General features: G+C 59.5%; 21 protein-coding genes. 12 read left to right on the forward strand and 9 right to left on the reverse strand.

Translation table 11 applies throughout. The features are described from left to right. Positions 1-97: 97 nt before the first annotated feature. The 3 genes from AB4O12_RS08190 to AB4O12_RS08200 form a co-directional block, all read right to left on the reverse strand. On the reverse strand, positions 98-622 hold the full coding sequence (locus AB4O12_RS08190; RefSeq protein WP_460061287.1) for an AAA family ATPase: 525 nt from the start codon (positions 620-622) through the stop codon (positions 98-100). Then, positions 619-1,182, reverse strand: a complete 564-nt coding sequence (gene pnuC, locus AB4O12_RS08195; RefSeq protein ID WP_460061290.1) for a nicotinamide riboside transporter PnuC — start codon at positions 1,180-1,182, stop codon at positions 619-621. The genes AB4O12_RS08190 and pnuC overlap by 4 nt, the downstream gene beginning before the upstream one ends. A gap of 1,107 nt (positions 1,183-2,289) precedes the next feature. Continuing rightward, the gene (locus AB4O12_RS08200) at positions 2,290-3,924 is read right to left on the reverse strand and encodes a methyl-accepting chemotaxis protein (protein WP_460061292.1); all 1,635 of its coding nucleotides are present in this window, start codon (positions 3,922-3,924) and stop codon (positions 2,290-2,292) included. A gap of 304 nt (positions 3,925-4,228) precedes the next feature. Here AB4O12_RS08200 and AB4O12_RS08205 point away from each other — a divergent pair, with 304 nt between their 5' ends. Next, the gene (locus AB4O12_RS08205) at positions 4,229-5,059 is read left to right on the forward strand and encodes an undecaprenyl-diphosphate phosphatase (protein ID WP_016774688.1); all 831 of its coding nucleotides are present in this window, start codon (positions 4,229-4,231) and stop codon (positions 5,057-5,059) included. Continuing rightward, complete coding sequence (locus tag AB4O12_RS08210) at positions 5,056-5,484, forward strand: DUF1294 domain-containing protein (RefSeq protein WP_252887929.1); 429 nt, start codon at positions 5,056-5,058, stop codon at positions 5,482-5,484. Before AB4O12_RS08205 ends, AB4O12_RS08210 begins: the two co-directional genes overlap by 4 nt. A 166-nt stretch (positions 5,485-5,650) precedes the next feature. On the opposite strand, the gene AB4O12_RS08215 is transcribed toward AB4O12_RS08210, so the two are convergent. Both AB4O12_RS08215 and AB4O12_RS08220 read right to left on the reverse strand, forming a co-directional pair. Beyond that, positions 5,651-6,010, reverse strand: coding sequence for an MmcQ/YjbR family DNA-binding protein (locus AB4O12_RS08215; protein ID WP_460061295.1), 360 nt, complete (start codon positions 6,008-6,010; stop codon positions 5,651-5,653). Then, positions 6,007-6,915 carry a LysR substrate-binding domain-containing protein gene (locus AB4O12_RS08220; RefSeq protein WP_056785936.1) on the reverse strand — a complete coding sequence of 303 codons (909 nt, stop codon included), beginning with the start codon at positions 6,913-6,915 and terminating at the stop codon, positions 6,007-6,009. Before AB4O12_RS08220 ends, AB4O12_RS08215 begins: the two co-directional genes overlap by 4 nt. 126 nt (positions 6,916-7,041) lie before the next feature. On the opposite strand from AB4O12_RS08220, the gene AB4O12_RS08225 reads away from it, so the two are divergent. Next, positions 7,042-7,653 (forward strand): FMN-dependent NADH-azoreductase, encoded by a 612-nt coding sequence (locus tag AB4O12_RS08225; protein ID WP_016774691.1) that lies wholly within the window; start codon positions 7,042-7,044, stop codon positions 7,651-7,653. Between the two features lie 167 nt (positions 7,654-7,820). Then, a complete protein-coding gene (locus AB4O12_RS08230) occupies positions 7,821-8,858 on the forward strand; it encodes an alpha/beta hydrolase family protein (RefSeq protein ID WP_150635350.1) in 1,038 nt (345 codons plus the stop codon). Between the two features lie 57 nt (positions 8,859-8,915). Here the strand turns inward: AB4O12_RS08230 and AB4O12_RS08235 are convergent, their stop codons facing one another. Next, the gene (locus tag AB4O12_RS08235; protein ID WP_095179994.1) at positions 8,916-10,103 is read right to left on the reverse strand and encodes an MFS transporter; all 1,188 of its coding nucleotides are present in this window, start codon (positions 10,101-10,103) and stop codon (positions 8,916-8,918) included. Positions 10,104-10,386: 283 nt separating this feature from the next. Further along, positions 10,387-11,973 carry an ABC-F family ATPase gene (locus AB4O12_RS08240; RefSeq protein ID WP_460061298.1) on the reverse strand — a complete coding sequence of 529 codons (1,587 nt, stop codon included), beginning with the start codon at positions 11,971-11,973 and terminating at the stop codon, positions 10,387-10,389. A 374-nt stretch (positions 11,974-12,347) separates the two neighbouring features. Between AB4O12_RS08240 and AB4O12_RS08245 the strand changes: the two genes are divergently transcribed. From AB4O12_RS08245 to AB4O12_RS08260, 4 genes are all read left to right on the forward strand, one after another. After that, the gene (locus AB4O12_RS08245; protein ID WP_122611305.1) at positions 12,348-13,574 is read left to right on the forward strand and encodes a zinc-dependent alcohol dehydrogenase; all 1,227 of its coding nucleotides are present in this window, start codon (positions 12,348-12,350) and stop codon (positions 13,572-13,574) included. Between the two features lie 15 nt (positions 13,575-13,589). Continuing rightward, a complete protein-coding gene (locus AB4O12_RS08250; protein ID WP_460061301.1) occupies positions 13,590-14,519 on the forward strand; it encodes a ZIP family metal transporter in 930 nt (309 codons plus the stop codon). A 108-nt stretch (positions 14,520-14,627) separates the two neighbouring features. After that, on the forward strand, positions 14,628-15,995 hold the full coding sequence (locus AB4O12_RS08255; RefSeq protein WP_056785944.1) for an iron-containing redox enzyme family protein: 1,368 nt from the start codon (positions 14,628-14,630) through the stop codon (positions 15,993-15,995). A 14-nt stretch (positions 15,996-16,009) separates the two neighbouring features. Then, entirely contained in the window at positions 16,010-16,954 is a 945-nt protein-coding gene (locus AB4O12_RS08260; RefSeq protein ID WP_460061304.1) for a methyltransferase, read from the forward strand. 33 nt (positions 16,955-16,987) lie between these two features. On the opposite strand, the gene AB4O12_RS08265 is transcribed toward AB4O12_RS08260, so the two are convergent. Continuing rightward, positions 16,988-17,422: a short chain dehydrogenase gene (locus AB4O12_RS08265; protein ID WP_353189035.1), complete on the reverse strand. Its 435-nt coding sequence runs from the start codon at positions 17,420-17,422 to the stop codon at positions 16,988-16,990. A gap of 309 nt (positions 17,423-17,731) precedes the next feature. Here AB4O12_RS08265 and lpxO point away from each other — a divergent pair, with 309 nt between their 5' ends. Then, complete coding sequence (gene lpxO / locus AB4O12_RS08270; protein WP_041480397.1) at positions 17,732-18,631, forward strand: lipid A hydroxylase LpxO; 900 nt, start codon at positions 17,732-17,734, stop codon at positions 18,629-18,631. 131 nt (positions 18,632-18,762) lie between these two features. Here the strand turns inward: lpxO and ku are convergent, their stop codons facing one another. Then, the gene (gene ku / locus AB4O12_RS08275; protein ID WP_056785952.1) at positions 18,763-19,629 is read right to left on the reverse strand and encodes a non-homologous end joining protein Ku; all 867 of its coding nucleotides are present in this window, start codon (positions 19,627-19,629) and stop codon (positions 18,763-18,765) included. 188 nt (positions 19,630-19,817) lie between these two features. On the opposite strand from ku, the gene AB4O12_RS08280 reads away from it, so the two are divergent. From AB4O12_RS08280 to AB4O12_RS08290, 3 genes are all read left to right on the forward strand, one after another. Then, entirely contained in the window at positions 19,818-20,138 is a 321-nt protein-coding gene (locus tag AB4O12_RS08280; protein ID WP_150635343.1) for a hypothetical protein, read from the forward strand. 52 nt (positions 20,139-20,190) lie between these two features. Further along, positions 20,191-21,336, forward strand: coding sequence for a PQQ-dependent sugar dehydrogenase (locus tag AB4O12_RS08285; RefSeq protein ID WP_041480394.1), 1,146 nt, complete (start codon positions 20,191-20,193; stop codon positions 21,334-21,336). Positions 21,337-21,541: 205 nt separating this feature from the next. Further along, entirely contained in the window at positions 21,542-22,354 is an 813-nt protein-coding gene (locus tag AB4O12_RS08290) for a crotonase/enoyl-CoA hydratase family protein (RefSeq protein WP_460061309.1), read from the forward strand. Positions 22,355-22,358 lie beyond the last annotated feature (4 nt).

A 22,358-nucleotide genomic window follows, 5' to 3' on the forward strand; every position in this document is an offset into this window, starting at 1 on the left:
CACGTGACGCAATGATGAATGACGCTTGGGCGGGGCCTTTGCGCGGTCGGGAGTGTTTCAAAAACGGACAGTTTTGCGTTAAAAGCCGCCGGGCGGCTTATCTGGACAGCAAACGCTCGACCGCCGCAAAGGCTTGTGTCTGGCGCTCGGCCCAATTTCCTTCGATCACTTGCAACGGCTGTTGGTGCTGGATCAGCCAAACGCGGGTGGCTTCGTAGAACGCCAAGCGATCCGCAAGATCCGGTTGGCAGCGCTGGCCGTCTTCGGTCCAGTCGATCTGTTGTGGGGACAACAGCAGGTGCAGGTCGTAATGGCGCGCCAGTAACTCGGTTTCCAGCCAGTCCGGGCAGGCGCCAAACAAAGTCTGGCTCCAGAGGATGTTGCTGAGCAGGTGGGTGTCGAGAATCAGCAGTGGGGGCTGTTTCGCGCGCGCCTGATCTTCCCATTGCAACTGGCCCCGGGCGATATCAGGGATATCCGAAAGGCAAGTGTCGCGTGGGTTGTCTTCGATGAACCGACGAACATATTCATCAACGCGCACGCCGCCGAAACGCTGCTCCAACCCTGCCGCCAGCCAACTCTTGCCGGTGGATTCCGGGCCGGTCAGAACGACGACTTTCATGCGCGCAACGCCGGATCGGCACGCCATTCCCGCCAGCCTTGCACGGCGAGCAGGGTAAACAGCGCGTACAGGGCGGCGGTCAGGTACAGGCCTTTGTAGATGAACAAGCCGACAAAGATCACATCGAGGACGAACCACAGCGGCCAGCATTGCAGACGTTTTTGCGCCATCCACAGTTGCGCGACCAGACTGAAACCGGTGAGCGCGGCATCGAGCCACGGCTGTGCGGCGTCGGTCCAGTGCGCCATCGCCGCGCCCAGCAACACACTGCCGATCGCCCCAACGCCGAGGCCGAGCACCATTGAGCGTGGATCGAGGCGGGTAACCTGGCGACCGTCATGCATCGTCCCGGCGCGGGTCCATTGCCACCAGCCGTAGATCTGCAGCGCGGCGTAGATCACTTGCAGCAACATGTCCGAATACAGCTTCACCTCAAAGAAGATCCAGCTGTAGAGCAACACCATGACCAGCCCGATCGGCCAGCACCACGGATTCTGCTTGACCGTCAGCCACACGGCGATGACACCGAGGGCAGCGGCAAACAGTTCAAGCCCGGACATGAGTGATCCTTGGGGGAGTTGAGAAGGGGGCGGATTGTACTGCATTAGTCAGGTCAAAAGCCCCTCACCCTAACCCTCTCCCGGAGGGGAGAGGGAACTGATCGCGTTGTTTGGTCGAGGTACGCCGACCTGGAATAACGCGTCGAACGCAGATCATGAAAAGCGCAGTGATCTGCGATCAAAAGCCCCTCACTCTGACCCTCTCCCGGAGGGGAGAGGGAACTGACCGCGTTGTTTGGTCGAGGTACGCCGACCTGAAATAACGCGTCGAACGCAGATCATGAAAAGCGCAGTGATCTGCGATCAAAAGCCCCTCACCCTAACCCTCTCCCGGAGGGGAGAGGGAACTGATCGCGTTGTTTGGTCGAGGTACGCCGACCTGGAATATCGCGTCGAACGCAGATCATGAAAAGCGCAGTGATCTGCGATCAAAAGCCCGACCCTAACCCTCTCCCGGAGGGGAGAGGGAACTGATCGCGTTGTTTGGTCGAGGTACGCCGACCTGGAATATCGCGTCGAACGCAGATCATGAAAAGCGCAGTGATCTGCGATCAAAAGCCCGACCCTAACCCTCTCCCGGAGGGGAGAGGAAACTGACCGCGTTGTTTGGTCGAGGTACGCCGACCTGGAATATCGCGTCGAACGCAGATCATGAAACGCCCAGTGATCTGCGATCAAAAGCCCCTCACTCTGACCCTCTCCCGGAGGGGAGAGGGGAACTGAGCGCGTTGTTTGGTCGAGGTACGCCGACCTGGAATATCGCGTCGAACGCAGATCATGAAAAGCCCAGTGATCTGCGATCAAAAGCCCCTCACTGTAGAGACCTCTCCCGGAGGGGAGAGGGGAACTGATCGCGTTGTTTGGTCGAGGTACGCCGACCTGGAATATCGCGTCGAACGCAGATCATGAAAAGCCCAGTGATCTGCGATCAAAAGCCCCTCACTGTAGAGACCTCTCCCGGAGGGAGAGGGAACTGATCGCGTTGTTTGGTCGAGGTACGCCGACCTGGAATAACGCGTCGAACGCAGATCATGAAAAGCCCAGTGATCTGCTCCCTCTCCTCGGGGAGAGGGCTGGGGTGAGGGGTGGGCTCACCTCGGTGACCGGTCAGACCCGGAACTGGCGCAGCAACCCGTTGAGCTGTTCGCTCAGTTGCCCAAGCCGCAGGCTGGCTGCACTGGACTGCTCAGCCGCCAACGCGGTGCTATGGGAAAGCCCGGCCGCCTGGGTGACGTTCTGGTTGATGTCCTCAACCACCTGCGCCTGTTGCAGCGTAGCGCTGGCAATCGACGCATTGAGGCCGTTGAGATTACGCAACGCCTGGCCAATCGCATTAAGGCTCGCCCCGGCCAGTCCCGCCTGTTCAATGGTCAGTTGCGAGGCCTTGCTGCTGTCGCCGATCACCTTCACCGCAGCCTCCGAATGATTCTGCAAACGCTCGATCATCGACTGAATCTCGGCCGTCGATTTCTGCGTACGCTGGGCCAGCAAGCGCACCTCATCGGCCACCACGGCAAACCCGCGCCCCTGTTCTCCCGCGCGCGCCGCTTCAATCGCCGCGTTCAAGGCCAGCAGGTTGGTCTGTTCGGCAATCGAGCGAATCACCTCCAGCACGCTGCCAATCTGCGTACTCTCCGCCGCCAGGGTGCGGATCACTTCCACCGCTTGATCAATCGTGCCCGAGAGCTTGTCGATCTGTTGCAGGCTGCCGTCAATATTGATCTGCCCCTGTTGCGCCTGCGCTTCGGCATCGCGCATTTCTGCGGCGGCGTGTTCGGCGTTTTTCGCCACGTCCTGCACGCCGTAGGTGACTTCGTTGATCGCTGTGGCCACCAGTTCCATCTGCTGCGACTGCTGCTGGCTGCGCTGCTGCGCCTGCGAGGCATCGTTACCCAGCTCGCTGGAAGACTGGCCCAAAGCGCTGGCCGAGACCTGCAGATCACCAATCACTCGGCGCAGCTTGGCCGTGAACGCATTGAAATGATGGGCCAGTTCGGTGACTTCATCCTTGCCATGGGTATCGAGGCTGCGGGTCAGGTCGCTTTCGCCGCTGGCGATGTTGGCCATCGCATTCACGGTTTCCTGCAACGGACGGACGATGCTGCGTGCGATCAGAATCACCAGCAGCGCCATGATCAGCGCAATCGCCAGACCGATGGCCGACGCCTTGATCATCTGCCCCTGGAATTCGGCTTGCACATCGTCGACGTACACGCCGGAGCCGATCACCCAGCCCCACGGCTCAAACAGCTTCACATAAGAGGTCTTGGCAACGGGATCAGTCGCTCCCGGCTTCGGCCAGCGATAATTGACCATGCCCGCGCCTTTGGCTTTGGCGATGGCAACCATCTCGTTGAACACCGCAAAGCCGTCCGGGTCGCGGATCGCCGAGAGGTTCTGGCCTTCGAGTTTGGGATTGGTCGGGTGCATGACCATCACGGGCGTGAGGTCGTTGATCCAGAAGTAGTCGCTCTGGTCGTAGCGAAGGCCACGGATCGCGGTCAGTGCCTGCTTTTGCGCGGCATCCCCGGTCAGGGTGCCAGCGGTCTCAAGACCTTGGTAATAGGTGAGCAGGCCACTGGCGGTCTGCACCACGTGCTGGGTTTTCTGCGCCTTGGCGTGGTAGAGGTCGTCATGGATCTGCTTGAGCATCAGCACGCCCAAGGTCAGCAACATGACCACCGCCACGATCAAGATGAGCCACAAGCGTCGGCTGATCGACACACTGCGCAAGCTGTTCATAACGCTGTCACTCCGGATTCTTGTTCTTGTAATAAACGATCGCCAGCATCCAGCCACAGCTGTGGGCTCGCGATCGCGCGACTTGAGCCGCCTAACGCGGGGAGCGCTATTAAGGCTTGTCTGTTAGGATTTCGGCCCCGCGCGCGAAAACCTGAATCCGGTTTTGATATTTCACGGAATTTTTACCGTTTCGTGTGGATCCTGTGCGCGCGCAATCGCTACAGCTTTTACCGGCTACGCTGGACGCAGTGAACGAAAAAATACTATCGGGGCATGCCCGCGTGCATCGCTCTTTGGGGGATTGATGGATCTTTGGACCGCTTTGCAGGCACTGATTCTAGGAGTTGTAGAAGGGCTGACGGAGTTTTTGCCCATTTCGAGTACCGGACACCAGATCATCGTCGCCGATTTGCTGAACTTCGGCGGCGAACGGGCCATGGCGTTCAACATCATCATCCAGCTCGGCGCGATCCTCGCGGTGGTCTGGGAGTTTCGGCGCAAGATCCTCGACGTGGTGATCGGCCTGCCGACCCAGCCGAGCGCACGACGTTTCACCGCCAACCTGCTGATCGCCTTCCTGCCGGCCGTAGTGCTCGGCGTGATTTTTGCCGATCTGATCCACGAATATCTGTTCAACCCGATCACCGTGGCGGCAGCGCTGGTCATCGGCGGGATCATCATGTTGTGGGCCGAACAACGCCAGCATGAAGTGCATGCCGAAACCGTCGATGAAATCCGCTGGACCGACGCGCTGAAAATCGGCTTCGCGCAGTGCCTGGCGATGATTCCCGGCACCTCGCGTTCCGGCTCGACAATTATTGGCGGCTTGCTGTTCGGCCTGTCGCGCAAGACGGCCACCGAGTTCTCGTTCTTCCTCGCCATGCCAACCATGGTCGGTGCGGCGGTGTATTCGGGTTACAAATATCGCGACCTGTTCGTGCCGGCGGATTTCCCGGTGTTCGCCATTGGTTTTGTCACGGCGTTCATCTTCGCCATGATCGCTGTGCGCGGCCTGCTCAAGTTCATCGGCAGCCACAGTTATGCAGCGTTCGCCTGGTACCGGATTGCCTTCGGCCTTTTCATTCTGGCGACCTGGCAGTTCGGCTGGGTGGACTGGTCGGCGGCCAAGGCATGAACGATTCCCGCTCGCGCCGCCCTGAGGGACGACCTTCAGGCGGGTGCCTTCAGCATCTGAAGTTGAAGCTTGGGGTGCTGCTGATCGTCTGCGCGCTGCCGCTGTTCGGCTCGCTGTCGATGTGGTTCAGCGGCATCTCGCGGGTGCCGTTGGCGGCGTACGGGATTGTCAGTGTGCTGGCGTTCTTTCTGTATTGGGCCGACAAACGCAAAGCCCGCGCCGATGCCTGGCGCACGCCGGAAAACATACTGCATGCGGTAGAACTGGCGGGTGGCTGGCCGGGTGCTTTGATCGCGCAGCAGGTATTCCGACACAAGACGCGCAAGGTATCGTTTCAGATTCTGTTCTGGGCGATCGTGTTGCTGCATCAGGTGTTCTGGATTGACCAGATTTTCCTCGGTTCCAACCTGTTGTCTTTGATCTAAAGAACACACTTACCTCTGTAGGAGCTGCCGAAGGCTGCGATCTTTTGGGACGCAGAGCGTCCCCGGCTGCATTCCCACGCAGAGCGTGGGAACGATCAATCCTCGCTGATGAGTCGCCTGACAAACCGCCTTCGCGAGCAGGCTCGCTCCCACAGGATTTGCGTGCTTACAAAAGCAGGCCGATTTGGGTTTTCTTAGGCAACTTGCCCACCACCAGTTGATGCGATCGCTGCAACAAACCCTGTAATTCGTCGGCACCCAGCGGGTAGGGCGGGTGCATGATGATCCACTGCGCCCGCGCCAGATACGGCGCCGGATGAATCCCCGGGCGGTCGCAGTGGCCGAGAAACAGATCCTTGTCGACCTTGAACGCCAGCGAATCCCCACGTAATCCCTGCAAGGCAAACATCTTGTTGCCGGCAATCGAGAACACCCGCACGCCGCCCCATTTGTAATCTTCCCGCGCGCCGGGCAGGGCCAGACAAAACTCGGCAACTTCGGCTTCGCTCATTCTTCCCTGTTTCATAGAAATCTGTCCCCGCAGGCATTGAACGATTCGACCAGGTGATCAATCCATGCACGCACCGCTGGCATTACCCCGCGCCGGTGCGGATAGACCGCTTGCAGCCAGCCGCCAGGCAATGACCATTGCGGCAGCACTTGCACCAGTGTGCCGTTACGCAATTCGGTTTCGCAGAACATCATCGGCAGCACGGTAAAGCCCTGACCGGCGAGCACGCAGGCCTTGCGCACCACGAAGTCATCAATGCCCAGCCGCGCTTCCATGCTTAGATCGACGCTCTTGCCTTGCTGATCGAGCAGACGCACATGAACCATGCGGTCGGCTTCCAGCGCGCCGAGTACCGGCAGGTTTTTCAGGTCCTGCGGATGAGTGATCGTCTTGCCTTGCATGAACGCCGGGCTGGCGATCACCACCGCCTGGGCCTGACGCAAGCGGCGGGTGACCAGCAAAGGATCTTCATCACCGTGATCGCGCACACGCAACGCTACATCGATGCCTTCGGTGACCAGATCGACCCGGCGGTTGAGCAGGACGACCTCCAACTGCACCTGAGGAAACTTGCCGAGGAAATCGCTGATCACCGTCGGCAGCATTTCATGGGCAAGACCGGTCGGGCACGATACCCGCAAGCGCCCGCGAGGCTCGCTAGACATGCTCGCCACGGCCTCGTCAGCCATTTCCGCTTCCAGCAGCATCGCCTGACAGTGGCGCAAATAGCGTTCGCCCACGGCAGTGAGGCTCAGTTGGCGAGTGGTGCGTTGCAGCAGACGTGCACCGAGGCGCTCTTCCAGCTCGGCGATCCTTCTCGAAAGCCGTGACTTGGGAATACCGAGCAAGCGCCCGGCGGCGGCAAAACCGCCGGCTTCGACCACTTTGGCGAAATAGTAGAGATCGTTGAGGTCCTGCATGCGCGTTTCCAGTCGTTCTATCAATGGGACGAACTATCGCATTGTCGGCGACTAATCAGCTATTGGTTTGTTGCGTAGGATTGTCTCCATTCCGTCGCCGCCGGCGATTCTTTCAGGAGAACCCACATGAAACTGTTGCACATCGATTCGAGCATTCTCGGCGACAACTCGGCTTCCCGTCAGTTGAGCCGTCAAGTCGTCGACGCCTGGCAAGCCGCCGAGCCGAGCGCCGTGGTCACCTACCGCGACCTGGCCGCCGATGCGATCAGCCACTTCTCGTCGACCACGCTGGTTGCCGCCGGCACCACCGCCGAACTGCGCGACGCTGCGCAACAGCACGAAGCCGAGCTGAGCGCTTCGACCCTGGCCGAATTCATCGCTGCCGACGCCGTGGTGATTGCCGCGCCGATGTACAACTTCACCGTTCCAACCCAGCTCAAAGCGTGGATCGACCGCGTCGCCGTCGCCGGCCAGACGTTCCGCTACACCGAAGCCGGCCCTGAAGGCCTGTGCGGCGGCAAGAAAGTGGTGATTGTGTCGACCTCTGGTGGCATCCATGCCGGTCAGGCCAGCGGCATCGCTCACGAAGAGTATCTGAAGCTGGTACTGGGCTTCCTCGGCATCACCGATATCGAAATCGTCCGCGCTGAAGGTCTGGCCTATGGCGAAGAAGTGCGCAACAACGCCATGAGCGCTGCGCAAGCGAAGATCAGCGAGCAACTGTTCGCCGCCGCGTAAGGCTTGCGTAAAGAACAGCGTCTGTTCAGGCAATCCCCAAAAAACTCTGTATTCTGATTCCGCAAGGGCTGATTACGGAGTTTTTTGTTTCTGGCTGTTACATAATCTGGCCCGGGTTATGCAGTTTCAGCACATCCGACGATGTGGTCCGACAGGGTGGGGCATTCATGAGGCATCTTTGTGCAATGTTGCTGATTTGCCTGCTGGGCAGCCTGAATTCAGTGCAGGCCGCGCCGGGGCGGCACCCTGTCTGGAGCGTCGGTTATCACGAGATGACCTTTCTCGACCCGCTCGATCTGCAACCGATGCGCGCCATCGCTTTTTACCCGTCCAGTGACCGTGAGCATATGAGTTTGCTTGAGGGCTATTCGGTCGAGGCTGGAGAAGACACCAAAGTTGCCATCGGCCGCTTTCCCATGTTGATGCTCTCCCATGGTAATACCGGCACGCCGCTGGCCTTGCATGATCTGGCCACTTCGCTGGCGCGCAAGGGGTTTGTCGTGGTGGCGGTGATTCATCCCGGCGACAACTGGCGCGACCATAGCCGACTTGGCACTTTGAGCAATCTCTACGGGCGGCCAATCCAGATTTCCCAAGCGATCACCGCGACGCTCGCAGACAACATGCTGGCGCCGTTCGTCAATGCTGATCAGGTTGGTGTGATCGGTTATTCGGCTGGAGGCGAGACCGCGTTGATTCTTTCCGGGGCGCAACCGGATCTGGATCGTCTGCGCCGCTATTGCCAGGAACGCCCGGACGATCACGATGCCTGTAACACCCAGGGTGAACTGATTGTTGATCGCGATGACTTGCAGCCAGTGGCCGATCCACGGGTTCACGCGTTATTGCTGATGGCACCGCTGAGCCTGAAGTTCGGCCGCCACACCCTTGCCGATGTGCACGTACCGGTGCTGCTCTACAGCGGCGACGGCGACAAACTGGTGGCCTTCGATAAAAACGCCGCCGCCCTGGCGCGCAAACTGCCCACCGCGCCGGACTTCAAACTGCTCGCCGGAGCAGGGCACTTCGTGTTCATGGCGCCGTGCACCGAAGAGCAGATCCGCGCCATGCCGGCGTTGTGTACCGATGCCGACGGGGTGGATCGCGAGGATATACACCGCAACCTGATCTCCGAGGCCGGACGGTTTTTTGCCCAGGCACTGGGTAAATCGAGCAGGGCGGGGATGCAGACGGCGGATCAATAACTTCATCGCCGCCACCAATTCCTGTAGGAGCTGACGAGTGCAAGGGGATCGGTGGTTTCAGGAGGTAGCGCGACGCTTGAGCAACAAGGTCAGGCCCAGCCCGGTCACCGACAACAACGCCGCGCTGAAGAAAATCCACGAATAGCCCAGATTCAACGCCACCGCGCCCATCAACGGTCCCGCGATCGCCAGTGCCAGATCGAAGAACACTGCATAAGCCCCCAACCCTGAACCACGGCTGGAACTCGGCACCTGTTTGATCGCTTCAACGCCCAGCGCCGGGTACACCAGAGACAGCCCAAACCCCGCCAGCCCTGCGCCAATCAACGCATACGCAGTGGAGGGCGCCAGCCACAACAGCACCAGCCCGACAGTTTCAACCGACATGCAAACGATGGCTGAGGCAAACCCGCCAAAGCGGGCGATGGCCGAGATAAACAGCAACCGCGAGAGAATGAAACACACGCCAAACACGGTCAGGCAGTACGCCGCGCCGGTCCAGCCTCGATTGAGGTAATAAAGAGTGATGAAGGTGGTCAGGGTGCCGTAGCCGATCGAGGCCAGCGTCAGGCTGGTGCCGTACGGCGCAATCTTGCCGAACACGGCCCAGAACGAAAGGCGCTCGCCACGAATCACCGGCACCGAGGGTTTGTTGCGGATCAACCACAGCGCACCTGCCGCCAACGCCGACAGCGCGATGCCAAGGCTGACAAAGCCATATTCAGCGACCATCACCACGCCCAACGGCGCACCAATGGCAATCGCGCCGTAAGAAGCGATGCCGTTCCAGCCGATGGATTTTGCCGTGTGCTCGACACCGACCTGGCCCATGCACCAACTGATGGTGCCGACACCGATCAGGCCTTGGGCAATGCCAAGCAGCAGGCGCCCGGCAATCAGAATCAACAGGCTGGTCAGCGGAAAACTTTGCAGCAAGGTCGACAGCAACGTCAGCGCGCCGCTGAGGACAATCCCCCACAAGCCATAAATGATCGCCCGCTTGGTGCCCAGGGTATCTGACATGCGCCCGGCCATTGGCCGGCTGAGCAGGGTGGCGAGGTACTGCGAACCGATCACCAGCCCGGCAATGATCGCGCTGAAACCCAGTTGCTCATGGACGTAACCGGGCAGTACCGCAATCGGCAAACCAATGCAGAGGAAGGCAATGAAGGTGTAGAAAACGATGGAGACGATCTGCAGGGTGATCGCCAGGGAGCTTTGCGGTGGCAGTGGCTGCGCAGACATGAGCACTCGTTCGCGGGCGGCGGTGGGAGAGTTGCCGACATCATGGCGCGGGGCTGGGATAAAAGAAAGCAGGCTAACTACTTTCCCTTGGGATTGATGGGGCTGCTGACGGCCCCTTCGCGAGCAGGCTCGCTCCCACATTTGAAATGCATTCCCCTGTGGGAGCGAGCCTGCTCGCGAATATCTGCGCACCAGCAATGTCCAAACGCCGAATGCAAAAAGCCCCGTCACAGAGGACAGGGCTTTTAACTTGCAGCTTGCAGCTTGAAACTAAAAGCTGCTCTTAGAAAACGACGCCTTGGCTACGCAGGTAGTCGTCATAAGTGCCGCTGAAGTCGGTCACGCCGTTCAGGCTCAGCTCGATGATGCGCGTGGCCAGGGACGATACAAACTCACGGTCGTGGCTGACGAAAATCAGCGTGCCCGGGTAGTTTTCCAGCGCCAGGTTCAGTGCTTCGATCGATTCCATGTCCAAGTGGTTGGTCGGTTCGTCCATGATCAGCACGTTGGGCTTTTGCAGGATCAGCTTGCCGAACAGCATGCGACCTTGCTCACCACCGGAGATGACCTTGACCGACTTGAGGATCTCGTCGTTGGAGAACAGCATCCGGCCCAAAGTACCGCGAATCATCTGCTCGCCCTGGGTCCACTGACCCATCCAGTCGAACAGGGTGACGTCGTCTTCGAAGTCGTGAGCGTGGTCCTGAGCGTAGTAGCCCAGTTCAGCGGCGTCAGTCCATTTCACGCTACCGGCATCCGGGGTCAGTTCGTTGACCAGGGTGCGCAGCAGGGTGGTCTTGCCGATACCGTTCGGGCCGATGATCGCAACGCGCTCGCCGGCTTCAACCTGGAAGCTGAAGTCCTTGAACAATGGCTTGCCATCGAAACCCTTGGCCATTTTCTCGACCATGACCGCCTGACGGTGCAGCTTCTTGTTCTGCTCGAAACGAATGAACGGGCTGACGCGGCTGGAAGGCTTGACCTCGGCCAGCTGGATCTTGTCGATCGCCTTGGCGCGGGAGGTGGCCTGCTTGGCTTTCGAGGCGTTGGCCGAGAAGCGGCTGACGAACGATTGCAGTTCGGAAATCTGCGCTTTCTTCTTGGCGTTGTCCGACAGCAGTTGCTCGCGGGACTGGGTCGCCACGGTCATGTATTCGTCGTAGTTGCCCGGGAACAGGCGCAGCTCGCCGTAATCCAGGTCAGCCATGTGCGTGCACACGCTGTTCAGGAAGTGACGGTCGTGGGAGATGATGATCATCAGGCTGTTACGCTGGGTCAGGATGTTTTCCAGCCAGCGAATGGTATTGATGTCCAGGTGGTTGGTCGGTTCGTCGAGCAACAGCACTTCCGGATCGGAGAACAGCGCCTGCGCCAGCAACACGCGCAGTTTCCAGCCTGGCGAGACTTCGCTCATCGGGCCGAAATGCTGTTCCAGCGGAATGCCCAGACCCAGCAACAATTCGCCGGCACGGGATTCGGCGGTGTAGCCGTCCATCTCGGCGAACTCGGTTTCCAGCTCGGCAACGGCCATGCCGTCTTCTTCGGACATTTCAGCCAGCGAGTAGATGCGATCACGCTCGGCCTTGACCTTCCACAGCTCTTCGTGACCCATGATCACGGTGTCAATCACGGTGAATTCTTCGTAGGCGAACTGATCCTGGCGCAGCTTACCCAGACGCACGTTCGGCTCGAGCATGACCTGACCGCCGGACGGATCGAGATCGCCGCCGAGGATTTTCATGAAAGTCGACTTGCCGCAACCGTTGGCACCGATCAGGCCGTAGCGATTGCCTGCGCCGAATTTGACCGAAACGTTTTCGAACAGCGGCTTGGCGCCAAACTGCATCGTGATGTTAGCTGTGGAGATCAATTACCTTACCTATCAATGGGTTAGAGCTGGTCTGTGGTGCCTGGTACAAACTTGAGTACCAATCTGGAGCTTTTCCAGCTCCCCCCAGTCTGTGCTTGAGTTGAGCCAACGCGCATAAGCCGTCCGCAACTGGGGCCTTTGAAGGCAAGCTGCTGAGCGACGAGTACGGGGTTCTTGTTGGACATTGGCGCGCATTGTCGCATAACTCAGACGGCAGTTATATGGCAGGCAAACCGGCGTTCGCATCGGCTCGTCCGAGAAGTAATTGATATCCGCTGATCAAAATCTCAAAAAACCGAATGAACTCACTCGGCCATTTTCACTTCGGAAAGTGGAGCAGCAGCCATTTCGTTCAATCGAGTGAGGAACAAGCCATGCGAGCAATGACCTATCACGGCGCTCATGACGTGCGCGTCGAAACCGTACCGGACCCGAAACTTGAAGCCGCCGACGACATCATCCTGCGCGTCACCGCTACCGCCATCTGCGGGTCGGACCTGCACCTGTACCGAGGCAAAATACCCACCGTCGAGCACGGCGATATATTCGGTCATGAGTTCATGGGGATCGTCGAAGAAACCGGCCCAGCCGTCACGGCCGTGCAGCGCGGCGACCGCGTGGTAATTCCGTTCGTGATCGCCTGTGGCGATTGCTTCTTCTGCCAGCAAGAGCTTTACGCCGCTTGCGAGACCACCAACGAAGGCCCCGGCGCGGCGCTGAACAAGAAAATGATTCCGCCGCCAGCAGCGCTGTTCGGCTACAGCCGTATGTATGGCGGAATTCCCGGTGGCCAGGCGGAACTGGTGCGCGTGCCGAAAGCCAATACCGGCCCGTTCAAGGTGCCGGGCACGCTGTCGGACGAGAAAGTGCTGTTTCTCTCTGACATCCTGCCGACTGCCTGGCAAGCGGTGATCAACGCCGGCGTTAAACAGGGTTCGAGTCTGGCGATCTACGGCGCCGGGCCGGTCGGTTTGCTCACCGCAGCCTGCGCGAGAATGCTCGGTGCTGAGCTGATTTTCATGGTCGACCATCACCAGTACCGCCTCGATTATGCCCAGCGCACCTACGGCGTGATTCCGATCAACTTCGATAAGGACGATGACCCGGCGGATACCATTACCAGCCAGACTCCCGGCCATCGCGGCGTCGATGCGGTGGTCGATGCCGTCGGCCTTGAAGCCAAGGGCAGCACCACCGAAACGGTCATGGCTACACTCAAGCTTGAAGGCAGCAGCGGCAAGGCTTTGCGCCAGTGCATCGCCGCCGTCCGCCGTGGCGGTGTGGTCAGCGTTCCGGGGGTGTATGCAGGATTTATCCATGGCTTCATGTTCGGCGACGCTTTTGACAAGGGCCTGACCTTCAAAATGGGCCAGACTCACGTACAGCGTTTTCTGCCGGAGCTGCTTGGCTACATCGAAACCGGCAAGTTGCAGCCTGAAGCGATCATCACCCACAGGCTGTCGCTGGAGCAGGCCGCCGAGGGTTACAAGATCTTCAATAAAAAGCAGGAAGAATGCCGCAAGGTGATTCTGACACCGGGTGGCAGCGATGTTCCGCTGGCGCAACTGGATGAAACCACGCCGTTCGTACCGGCCACCTGAAACCGAGGACTTTTCATGGCGCTACCGTCATCTTCGTTCGCAGCTCCCGTGCGAGCATGGTTTGTGAACCTGTCGCGCACGGGCTGGGGAGGGCGCATTTTCTGGCTGACCCTGGTCGGTGTAACCATGTTGTTGCTGATCAGCGGCTACACCGGTTTGGTCAGTACCGGCCGCGACACGCTACGCCTCGCCACTCTAGGCGGTCTGTCGGGTTTTGCCGCCACGGCAATCGGTGCGTTGCTGGCCCTGGCGTTGCGGGCGATTACTTCGCGAACTCAAGACACCATGCTCGGGTTTGCGGCAGGGATGATGTTGGCTGCCAGTTCCTTTTCACTGATCCTGCCGGGGATTGCGGCGGCGAAGGAAGCGGTGAGCAGCCCCATGCTCGCCGCTGCCGTCGTAGTTGCCGGCATGGCTTTGGGCGTAGCGTTGATGGTCGGCCTCGACCGCTTCGTCCCCCACGAACACGAAAAGAGCGGCCGGCGCGGCCCCGAAGCCAAGCGCTTCAATCGGGTCTGGCTGTTCGTGCTGGCGATCACCCTGCACAACCTTCCGGAAGGCATGGCGATCGGCGTCAGCTTCGCCACTGGTGACATGAAAATCGGCCTGCCGCTGACGACGGCCATTGCCATTCAGGACATTCCAGAAGGACTAGCGGTCGCGTTGGCATTGCGCGTGACCGGCATTTCCGCAGGGCGTGCAGCGTTGATTGCCGCCGCTTCAGGATTGATGGAACCGTTGGGCGCGATCATCGGTTTGGGCATCACCAATAGTTTTGCGTTGGGTTTTCCGGTGGCGATGGGCCTGGCGGCGGGCGCGATGATCTTTGTGGTGTCGCATGAAGTGATTCCGGAAACTCACCGCAACGGCCACGAGACGCCTGCCACGCTCGGGCTGATGCTTGGGTTCGGCGTGATGATGTTTCTCGATACCGCTTTGGGTTAAAAAACCGACGTGCACCACTGAGCGTATCGTCTCGCACAAAAGGGAATTTTTTCAGCGCCAATCACTCTTTCGTTTATAGGCAATGCCAATAACGCAGGGGAATGAGTCATGTCGCTGATCGAAATCCCGACCAGGAAGTCTTCGGGTAAAACATCCACGCCGGCGGATACCGAGCGCCGGCTCTATGACCGATTGCTGGCGGAAGACTCCACGGTTGATCGTGCGGCACTGGACTTCCTGCGCCGGCAGCTGAGTAAGGCGGCTGCGCTGTCTGACGATTTGCCGGCCAGCGCCGAAGAGCTGCTGCAATGGTCGGAAACCCGCTGCGCCAGCGTGGCGGCCGAGTACGCCGATTACCTCGAACAACGTCAGCAGGGCGCACCGCGCCGCTATTTCCGCAACAAATCCCACGCGTTGTATTTCATTCTGCATGTGGCACCGACCAAAGAGGTCGATGGCGCCTGGCTGGCCGGGCTGCTGCCGCAGTGGCAGGACCCGCGTTTCGACGATTTGCTCGATACCTATCTTGAAGAGCTGGGCGAGGGCGTGCCACGGCAGAATCATGTGGTGATCTATCGCAAGCTGCTCGCCGAGCATGAATGCTCTGATCTGAGCGGTCTTGCCGACGAGTATTTTCTGCAAGGCGCGGTGCAGCTGGCACTGGGACGTTTCGGCGGGCAGTTTCTGCCAGAAGTCATCGGCTTCAACCTCGGCTACGAGCAACTGCCGCTGCACTTGTTGATCAGTGCTTATGAGCTAGCGGAGCTGGGCATCGATCCGCACTATTTCCGCCTGCACGTGACCATCGACAACGCCAGCACCGGCCATGCGCGCAAGGCAGTGCAATCAATGCTCGAGCTGTTGCCACTTGGCGATGAACGCGATGAGTTCTACCGGCGCATGGCTGTCGGTTATCGCCTCAACGATGTCGGCAAAGGCACAACCGCGGTGATCACAGAGTTCGATCTGGACCACGAAGTCATCGCCATGCTTGAGCGCAAGGCGGTCTTTGGCCGGCACATGCATTCCGACTACTGCCGTATCGAAAACCGCACCATCAATCAATGGCTGGCCACGCCGGGACAGATGGGCGAGTTTCTGTCGGCGCTGGAGCGCAAAAGCTGGATCAAACGTGGTGAGGCGGTGGAAGAAAGTCGTTTCTGGCGTTTGATCGACGGCAGCGATGCGGCGATGTTCGGGGTGTTCAATGGCTATGAGAAACAGCTGTTGCGCGACTGGATCACTCAGGATTGCCCGGCCTCCCGGCCTCGGCCTTACGTACGCCGCGAAGCTGCCGTCGAAGAAACCTTTGACGATGACGCCGATCTGCTCAACCTGGAAGCGGCACTGGCCGACAAGCCTGCCGCCGAACAGATGTCATTGTTGATGCCATGGCTGCAACCCCAGCGGCACTGGCGTCCGGCCGGACTTTTCGCGACGCGTCGCTTCATGCAACTGCGCGCCCGCTTGCGTTGAAACAAGGAGGCTTCATGTCGGCACAAGAAACATCGGACAGAGCGCTGTTCGAGCTGGGCAAGCGCCTGCTCGACAGCGGTTATCAGTTCATTACTCCAACGCCGTTGACCCACGAACGATTTCTGCAGCGCTTTGCCACGCCGTTGGCGAAAGATCTGCGCGATGTGTTTGGTTGGTCGATGCCGTTTCCTTCAGAGCTGTTTCGCGCAGAAGAACTGGCCATGCTGGAGCAGGCCGGCGTAGTCGAACGCGATGGGGCGGTGTGGCGCAGTCGTGTGCGCTGGTCGACGCTGAATGACCGGTTATTCGCCCACTCGGCGTTTCCGACCACCGCGAGCGATGCGGTGTTCTTCGGTCCGGATACCTACCGTTTCGCTCAGGCCATCGAAGCGCAGTTGCAGCAGCGCTTTTCGCCGATCAGGCGCGCAGTGGACATCGGCTGCGGCAGCGGCGCCGGGGCGGTGCTCATCGCCAAGGCACGGCCGGATGCCCAAGTGCTGGCGGTGGATATCAATCCGCAGGCGTTGCGCATGAGTGCCGTCAACGCTGAGCTGGCCGGGGCCAGCAACGTGTCGGTGTACCACAGCGATCTACTCGCCAGTGTCGAAGGGCAGTTCGATTTGATCATCGCCAATCCGCCGTACATGAACGACGAACAACAGCGCGCCTATCGCCACGGAGGTGGAGCGCTGGGCGAGGGCTTGTCGGTGCGTATCGTGCGTGAGGCGTTACCACGTCTGGAAGTCGGCGGCACGTTGCTGGTGTACACCGGCGTGGCGATCGTCGCCGGGCAGGACCCGTTCCGCGAGGCCGTGGCGCCTTTGCTCAAGGGCGAGCGTTTTGGCTGGACTTATCGTGAACTCGATCCGGACGTGTTCAGCGAGGAACTGCTCAAGCCTGAATATGAGCGCGCCGAGCGCATCGCCGTGGTCGCACTGACGGTAACCCGCGAGCAGTGACCGATAGTTGGGCCACCGCTCGCGCGGTGGCCTTCAGCGATTTCTGATGCGCGAGATCGTCAGCAGGCAAACACCTACCAGCATCGCGGCCCCGGCTACCAACAGCGGCGAAGGGCGAATCGGCTGCCGCGAGATACGCTCGATGCGCCCGGTGAGGGAGGCGCGCACCGGCGCAAGAGGTTCCGCCAGATAAGGCGCTTCTTCGATCTCCAGGCGTAAGCCGTCCGGCATCACCAGCGTCAGCCCTTCGATCGTGCCGGCAATCCTGCCCGGATAAACCGGCTCACCGGTAGGGTCGAGCTGGTCGTAGAAAAACATTTGCCCTTCAAGCCAGCCGACGGCGGTCTGCAATTCAGGCCCCAGGTAATACCTTCCATCGAGAAAAAAGCCAGAGAATTGCGGCGCGCGCTCGACGCTTTCAATGCGATAGCGCTGACCTGGTTTCATACCGGTTTGTGGGGCGATCATGGGGGTTCCTCCGTTATTGGTAAGCGATAGAGGAGCGCGTGCCAAGCGTGGTTCCATCCAAATGAGCAACGGGCGTTTGTATGGATTCAAGTGTGCTGGAGCTTTACACGCAAACGCGCAAGACAGTTTTTCACAGTTGAGGGTTCACTATCGGTTACGAACTGTGGCTAAAATGCCACCCTTTCACCGAGCGCCCGGAAACGGCGCGGGCCATGGACGCGCCCTGTGCATCAAGACCGCTGCATAAGACGCTGGGCCTCAGGTCGCCACGCGCGCAGTTTGTTCACTTTTGACGTGTGACCCTTTTCCGTGAAACTCATCATTGCCGCTGTTTATGTCATCTCCATTGCTTACGTTCACTTGCGTGGACGCGTGCGCCACAAGCTGGGGCGGCAACTGAGTGACCACTCGACGTTCCTCGCGCCGATCAACTGCTTCCTTTATCTGTTTTCGAAGATTCCCAACAAGCCGTACCTGAATCCGGCGGATTTCCCGGATCTGAGCCCGTTGCAGGCGCACTGGCAAGAGATTCGCGAGGAGGGCCAGAATCTGTTGCGTGCCGGCGAGATCAAGCGCTCGAATCAGTATGACGATGTCGGCTTCAACTCTTTCTTCAAGACTGGCTGGAAGCGCTTCTACCTCAAGTGGTACGGCGACAGCCATCCATCGGCGATGAAGCTGTGCCCACGCACCACCGAACTGGTGCAAAGCATCGGCTCGATCAAAGCGGCGATGTTTGCCGAGCTGCCACCGGGCTCCAAGCTGGTGCGCCATCGCGATCCGTACGCGGGTTCCTACCGTTATCACCTGGGCCTGGATACGCCGAATGATCCCGGCTGCTACATCAACGTCGACGGTGAGAACTATCACTGGCGCGATGGCGAAGCGGTGATGTTCGACGAGACGTTTATTCATTACGCCGAAAACACCACGGATCAGAACCGGATCATTCTGTTCTGTGACATTGAGCGGCCGTTGAAGTACCGCTGGGCGGCGGCGTTCAACCGCTGGTTCAGCCGCACCGTGATGTCAGCGGCAGGCGCGCCGAATGATGCGGGGGACAAGACCGGTGGTATCAACCGCTTGTTTACCAAGATCTACAAGATCCGTTTGCGCGGCAAAGAGCTGAAGAAGCGCAACCGTACGCGGTATTACCTGGAGAAGTGGGCGATTTTTGCGGCGTTGTTGGCGATCTTTATTCTGATCTGAGACTTGCGGTGTCAGTACCGGCCTCTTCGCGAGCAGGCTCGCTCCCACATTTTGAAATGCGTTCCCCTGTGGGAGCGAGCCTGCTCGCGAAGGCGGCTTCACTTCAAACATACCTCTAGCTGGCCCAACGCTTACTCCCCGGACGCCTTCCTGGTCTTCTTCGCCGGCGCCGCCTTACTGCTTGATTTGGCCTTGGGCTTGGCCGGTGCCTTGCCACCGAGGCTGCGTTTGAGCAGCTCGGTCAAGTCGATAACATCGGCAGTCTTGCGTTCTTCCTCGCCAGTGGTGGTCTCGACGTCCTCAATCTTGCCTTCGTGGGCTTTTTTCTCGACCAGCGCCATGATCTTGTCTTCGAACTCGTCCTTGTAGTCCTCAGGCGACCACTCCGAGGTCATGTCTTCAACCAGACGTTTAGCCATGTCCAGCTCACCCTTGGCCAATTGCGGCTTGGTCACTTCACTGCCCAGCGCCAATTCATCAAGACTGCGCACTTCCTGCGGCCAGCGCAGTTTCACCAGAACCAGCGCCGACTCCAGCGGCATCAACGCGGCCAGGTATTGACGGGTATGCAGGACAACGCGGGCGAGGGCGACCTTGTTGGTTTTGCTCAGGGTTTCGCGCAGCAACGCGTAGACCTTGCCGCCGCGCTTGTCTGGCGCCAAATAGTAGGGCGTATCGATGTTCTGCAGCGGAATCTGCTCGGCGTCGACGAAAGAGAAAATATCGATGGTCTGTGTCGAGACGGGGTGCGCCGAGCGGATTTCTTCCTCGCTGAGCACCACGTAGCGGCCCTTTTCGTAGGCCACGCCTTTGACGATGTTTTCTTTGGTGACTTCCTTGCCGGTGACCTTGTTGATGCGTTTGTAGCCCACCGGGTCCATGCTGCGGCTGTCGAGCCAATCGAAGTCCACGCCTTGGGACGACGTCGCTGAAACCAGCGCCACGGGGATGTGTACCAGTCCAAAACTGATTGCGCCTTTCCAGATTGCCCGAGCCATGACTTGTCCTCCGAGTGATGATCAGGTGACCCGTGGCGCGGCGAGAAAGTTTCCAGTGATTGCGCGGCTTCCAGCGGTACGGTCAAGCCGTGTTACATGTTGTTTAAGGCACGAGGGTTAACAAATGCGAACCCACGGCGTAGCGTGGGCTCCAAGGCTCTAGTCCAAGCACATCGAGAGGTATTCCCATGAACCGGTTTCTGATTGGCATCGCCGTCCTCGTCTTAAGTGGTGGCCTGGTTCATGCCGATGTCGTGCTCGCACAAAGCCCCACCGGGAACAGCAACAATCCCTACAACAGCCCGATCCGCCGGGCCAATCCCAACAGCATGCAGGGCACCCAGCCCAGCGCTCCGCCGCTTCGCGGGCCGAACACCGTTCCCGTGCCACGTCAGCCGACCGTTGAAAATCGCGGCATCGGCAATGGTCAACCGATTCGCTCGGTGCCGAGCAATCCGCCAACCTTCATTCCCAACCCGCCCCCACGGGGCACCGGCAGCAACCGTTGAACGGCAGGACTGATGTTCTGTCAGCCTTTCACACGAACAAAAGGAATCGTGCATGTTGCGTAAAACCCTACTAGCCACCTGCTGCGCCGCCGCGCTGATCAGTGCCCCGGCGTTCGCCGCCGCGCCCAAAGAGCTGAAAAGCGAGCAGGGCATTCTTGAAGTCACCACCATTGCCCAAGGCTTGGAACATCCCTGGGCACTGGCGTTTCTGCCTGATCAGAAGGGCATGCTGGTGACCGAACGCCCGGGTCATCTGCGCGTTGTGAGCAAGGACGGCAAACTGTCGGAGCCGATCAGTGGCGTGCCGCAAGTCTGGGCTAAAGGGCAGGGCGGTTTGCTTGATGTGGCGCTGTCGCCAGACTTCAAGCAGGACCGCATGGTCTATCTGTCGTATGCCGAAGGCGGTGGTGAGGGCGGCAAGGCTGGTACGGCGGTAGGGCGCGGACGGCTTTCCGATGACCTGAAGACGCTGAAGGACTTCAATGTGATCTTCCGTCAGGAACCGAAGCTGTCGGTGAGCAACCACTTCGGTTCACGGCTGGTGTTCGATCGCGACGGGTATCTGTTCATCACCCTGGGCGAAAACAACGATCGGCCGACTGCGCAGGACCTCGACAAGTTGCAAGGCAAAGTCGTACGCATCTTCCCGGATGGCAAGGTGCCGGACGATAACCCTTTTGTTGGCCAATCCGGTGTCCGGCCTGAAATCTGGTCCTATGGCCTGCGCAACCCGCAAGGCGCGGCGCTCAATCCGTGGACCGGCACGCTGTGGGAGAACGAGCACGGGCCACGTGGCGGCGATGAAGTGAACATCATCGAACGTGGCAAGAATTATGGCTGGCCGTTGGCGACCCATGGCATCAACTATTCGATGCAACCGATTCCTGAGGCGAAGGGCAAAACCGCTGAAGGCACCGTGGCGCCGCACCATGTCTGGGAAAAATCCCCCGGGGTTACCGGCATGGCCTTCTATGACGCCGATCGCTTCACGCCGTGGCAGCACAACGCGTTTATCGGCGCACTGGTGTCCCAGGAACTCATTCGCCTGCAATTCGATGGTGACAAGGTAGTCCATGAGGAGCGTTTGCTGGGTGAGTTGAATCAGCGTATCCGTGACGTGCGCCAAGGGCCGGATGGCTATCTGTATGTGCTGACGGATGAAGAGAATGGCTCGCTTTACAGGCTGGGGCTGAAATAATTGCGTGCGGTGAATGATCCGACGCCTTCGCGAGCAGGCTCGCTCCCACATTGAAATGCAGTCTCCCTGTGGGAGCGAGCCTGCTCGCGAAGAGGCCCGCGCATCTTGCGCAGACTTCGGGCAGTCCCGCATTTGGCCGAACCGCCGCCCCCTTGCCTTGTTATAGTTCGGAGCTTATTTCCCAGCCCGGTAAAGGATCACTGCCATGACTCAATACTCCGCCTTCAGCGTCGAACTGGCCGACAACATCGCCCATGTGAAGATAAATCGCCCGGAAAAGATCAACGCAATGAACGCGGCGTTCTGGAGCGAAATCGTCGAAATCTTTCAATGGGTTGACGATACCGACGAAGTCCGCGTGGTGGTGCTAAGCGGTAACGGCAAGCATTTTTCATCGGGCATCGACCTGATGATGCTCGCCGGTGTCGCCAATGAACTGGGCAAGGACGTGGGCCGCAATGCGCGCCTGCTGCGGCGCAAGATCCTCAATCTGCAAGCCTCGTTCAACGCCGTCGACAATTGCCGCAAACCGGTGCTTGCTGCCATTCAGGGCTATTGCCTGGGCGGGGCAATCGATCTGATCTCGGCTTGTGACATGCGTTATGCCGCCGAGGACGCGCAATTTTCCATCAAGGAAATTGACATCGGCATGGCCGCTGACGTCGGTACGCTGCAACGGTTGCCGCGAATCATCGGAGACGGCATGCTGCGTGAACTGGCTTACACCGGTCGCACCTTTGGCGCCGAGGAAGCACGCAGCATGGGCCTGGTCAATCGCGTCTACGGCGATAAGGACACGCTGCTCGAAGGCGTGTTCGACATTGCCCGTGACATCGCTGCGAAGTCGCCGATCGCCGTGACCGGTACCAAGGAAATGATCAGCTACATGCGCGACCATCGCATCGACGATGGTCTTGAATACGTTGCCACCTGGAACGCCGCCATGTTGCAATCCACCGATCTGCGCGTGGCCATGGCCGCCCACATGAGCAAACAGAAACCCGAATTTCTGGATTGAGTTA

Source organism: Pseudomonas sp. S2_A05, from assembly GCF_054668485.1.

Bases quoted from the DNA above. Each gene is read 5' to 3' on its own strand.
- AB4O12_RS08190 (WP_460061287.1), bottom strand. From the start codon at position 622: ATGAAAGTCGTCGTTCTGACCGGCCCGGAATCCACCGGCAAGAGTTGG.
- pnuC (WP_460061290.1), bottom strand. From the start codon at position 1,182: ATGTCCGGGCTTGAACTGTTTGCCGCTGCCCTCGGTGTCATCGCCGTG.
- AB4O12_RS08200 (WP_460061292.1), bottom strand. From the start codon at position 3,924: ATGAACAGCTTGCGCAGTGTGTCGATCAGCCGACGCTTGTGGCTCATC.
- AB4O12_RS08205 (WP_016774688.1), top strand. From the start codon at position 4,229: ATGGATCTTTGGACCGCTTTGCAGGCACTGATTCTAGGAGTTGTAGAA.
- AB4O12_RS08210 (WP_252887929.1), top strand. From the start codon at position 5,056: ATGAACGATTCCCGCTCGCGCCGCCCTGAGGGACGACCTTCAGGCGGG.
- AB4O12_RS08215 (WP_460061295.1), bottom strand. From the start codon at position 6,010: ATGAAACAGGGAAGAATGAGCGAAGCCGAAGTTGCCGAGTTTTGTCTG.
- AB4O12_RS08220 (WP_056785936.1), bottom strand. From the start codon at position 6,915: ATGCAGGACCTCAACGATCTCTACTATTTCGCCAAAGTGGTCGAAGCC.
- AB4O12_RS08225 (WP_016774691.1), top strand. From the start codon at position 7,042: ATGAAACTGTTGCACATCGATTCGAGCATTCTCGGCGACAACTCGGCT.
- AB4O12_RS08230 (WP_150635350.1), top strand. From the start codon at position 7,821: ATGAGGCATCTTTGTGCAATGTTGCTGATTTGCCTGCTGGGCAGCCTG.
- AB4O12_RS08235 (WP_095179994.1), bottom strand. From the start codon at position 10,103: ATGTCTGCGCAGCCACTGCCACCGCAAAGCTCCCTGGCGATCACCCTG.
- AB4O12_RS08245 (WP_122611305.1), top strand. From the start codon at position 12,348: ATGCGAGCAATGACCTATCACGGCGCTCATGACGTGCGCGTCGAAACC.
- AB4O12_RS08250 (WP_460061301.1), top strand. From the start codon at position 13,590: ATGGCGCTACCGTCATCTTCGTTCGCAGCTCCCGTGCGAGCATGGTTT.
- AB4O12_RS08255 (WP_056785944.1), top strand. From the start codon at position 14,628: ATGTCGCTGATCGAAATCCCGACCAGGAAGTCTTCGGGTAAAACATCC.
- AB4O12_RS08260 (WP_460061304.1), top strand. From the start codon at position 16,010: ATGTCGGCACAAGAAACATCGGACAGAGCGCTGTTCGAGCTGGGCAAG.
- AB4O12_RS08265 (WP_353189035.1), bottom strand. From the start codon at position 17,422: ATGATCGCCCCACAAACCGGTATGAAACCAGGTCAGCGCTATCGCATT.
- ku (WP_056785952.1), bottom strand. From the start codon at position 19,629: ATGGCTCGGGCAATCTGGAAAGGCGCAATCAGTTTTGGACTGGTACAC.
- AB4O12_RS08280 (WP_150635343.1), top strand. From the start codon at position 19,818: ATGAACCGGTTTCTGATTGGCATCGCCGTCCTCGTCTTAAGTGGTGGC.
- AB4O12_RS08285 (WP_041480394.1), top strand. From the start codon at position 20,191: ATGTTGCGTAAAACCCTACTAGCCACCTGCTGCGCCGCCGCGCTGATC.
- AB4O12_RS08290 (WP_460061309.1), top strand. From the start codon at position 21,542: ATGACTCAATACTCCGCCTTCAGCGTCGAACTGGCCGACAACATCGCC.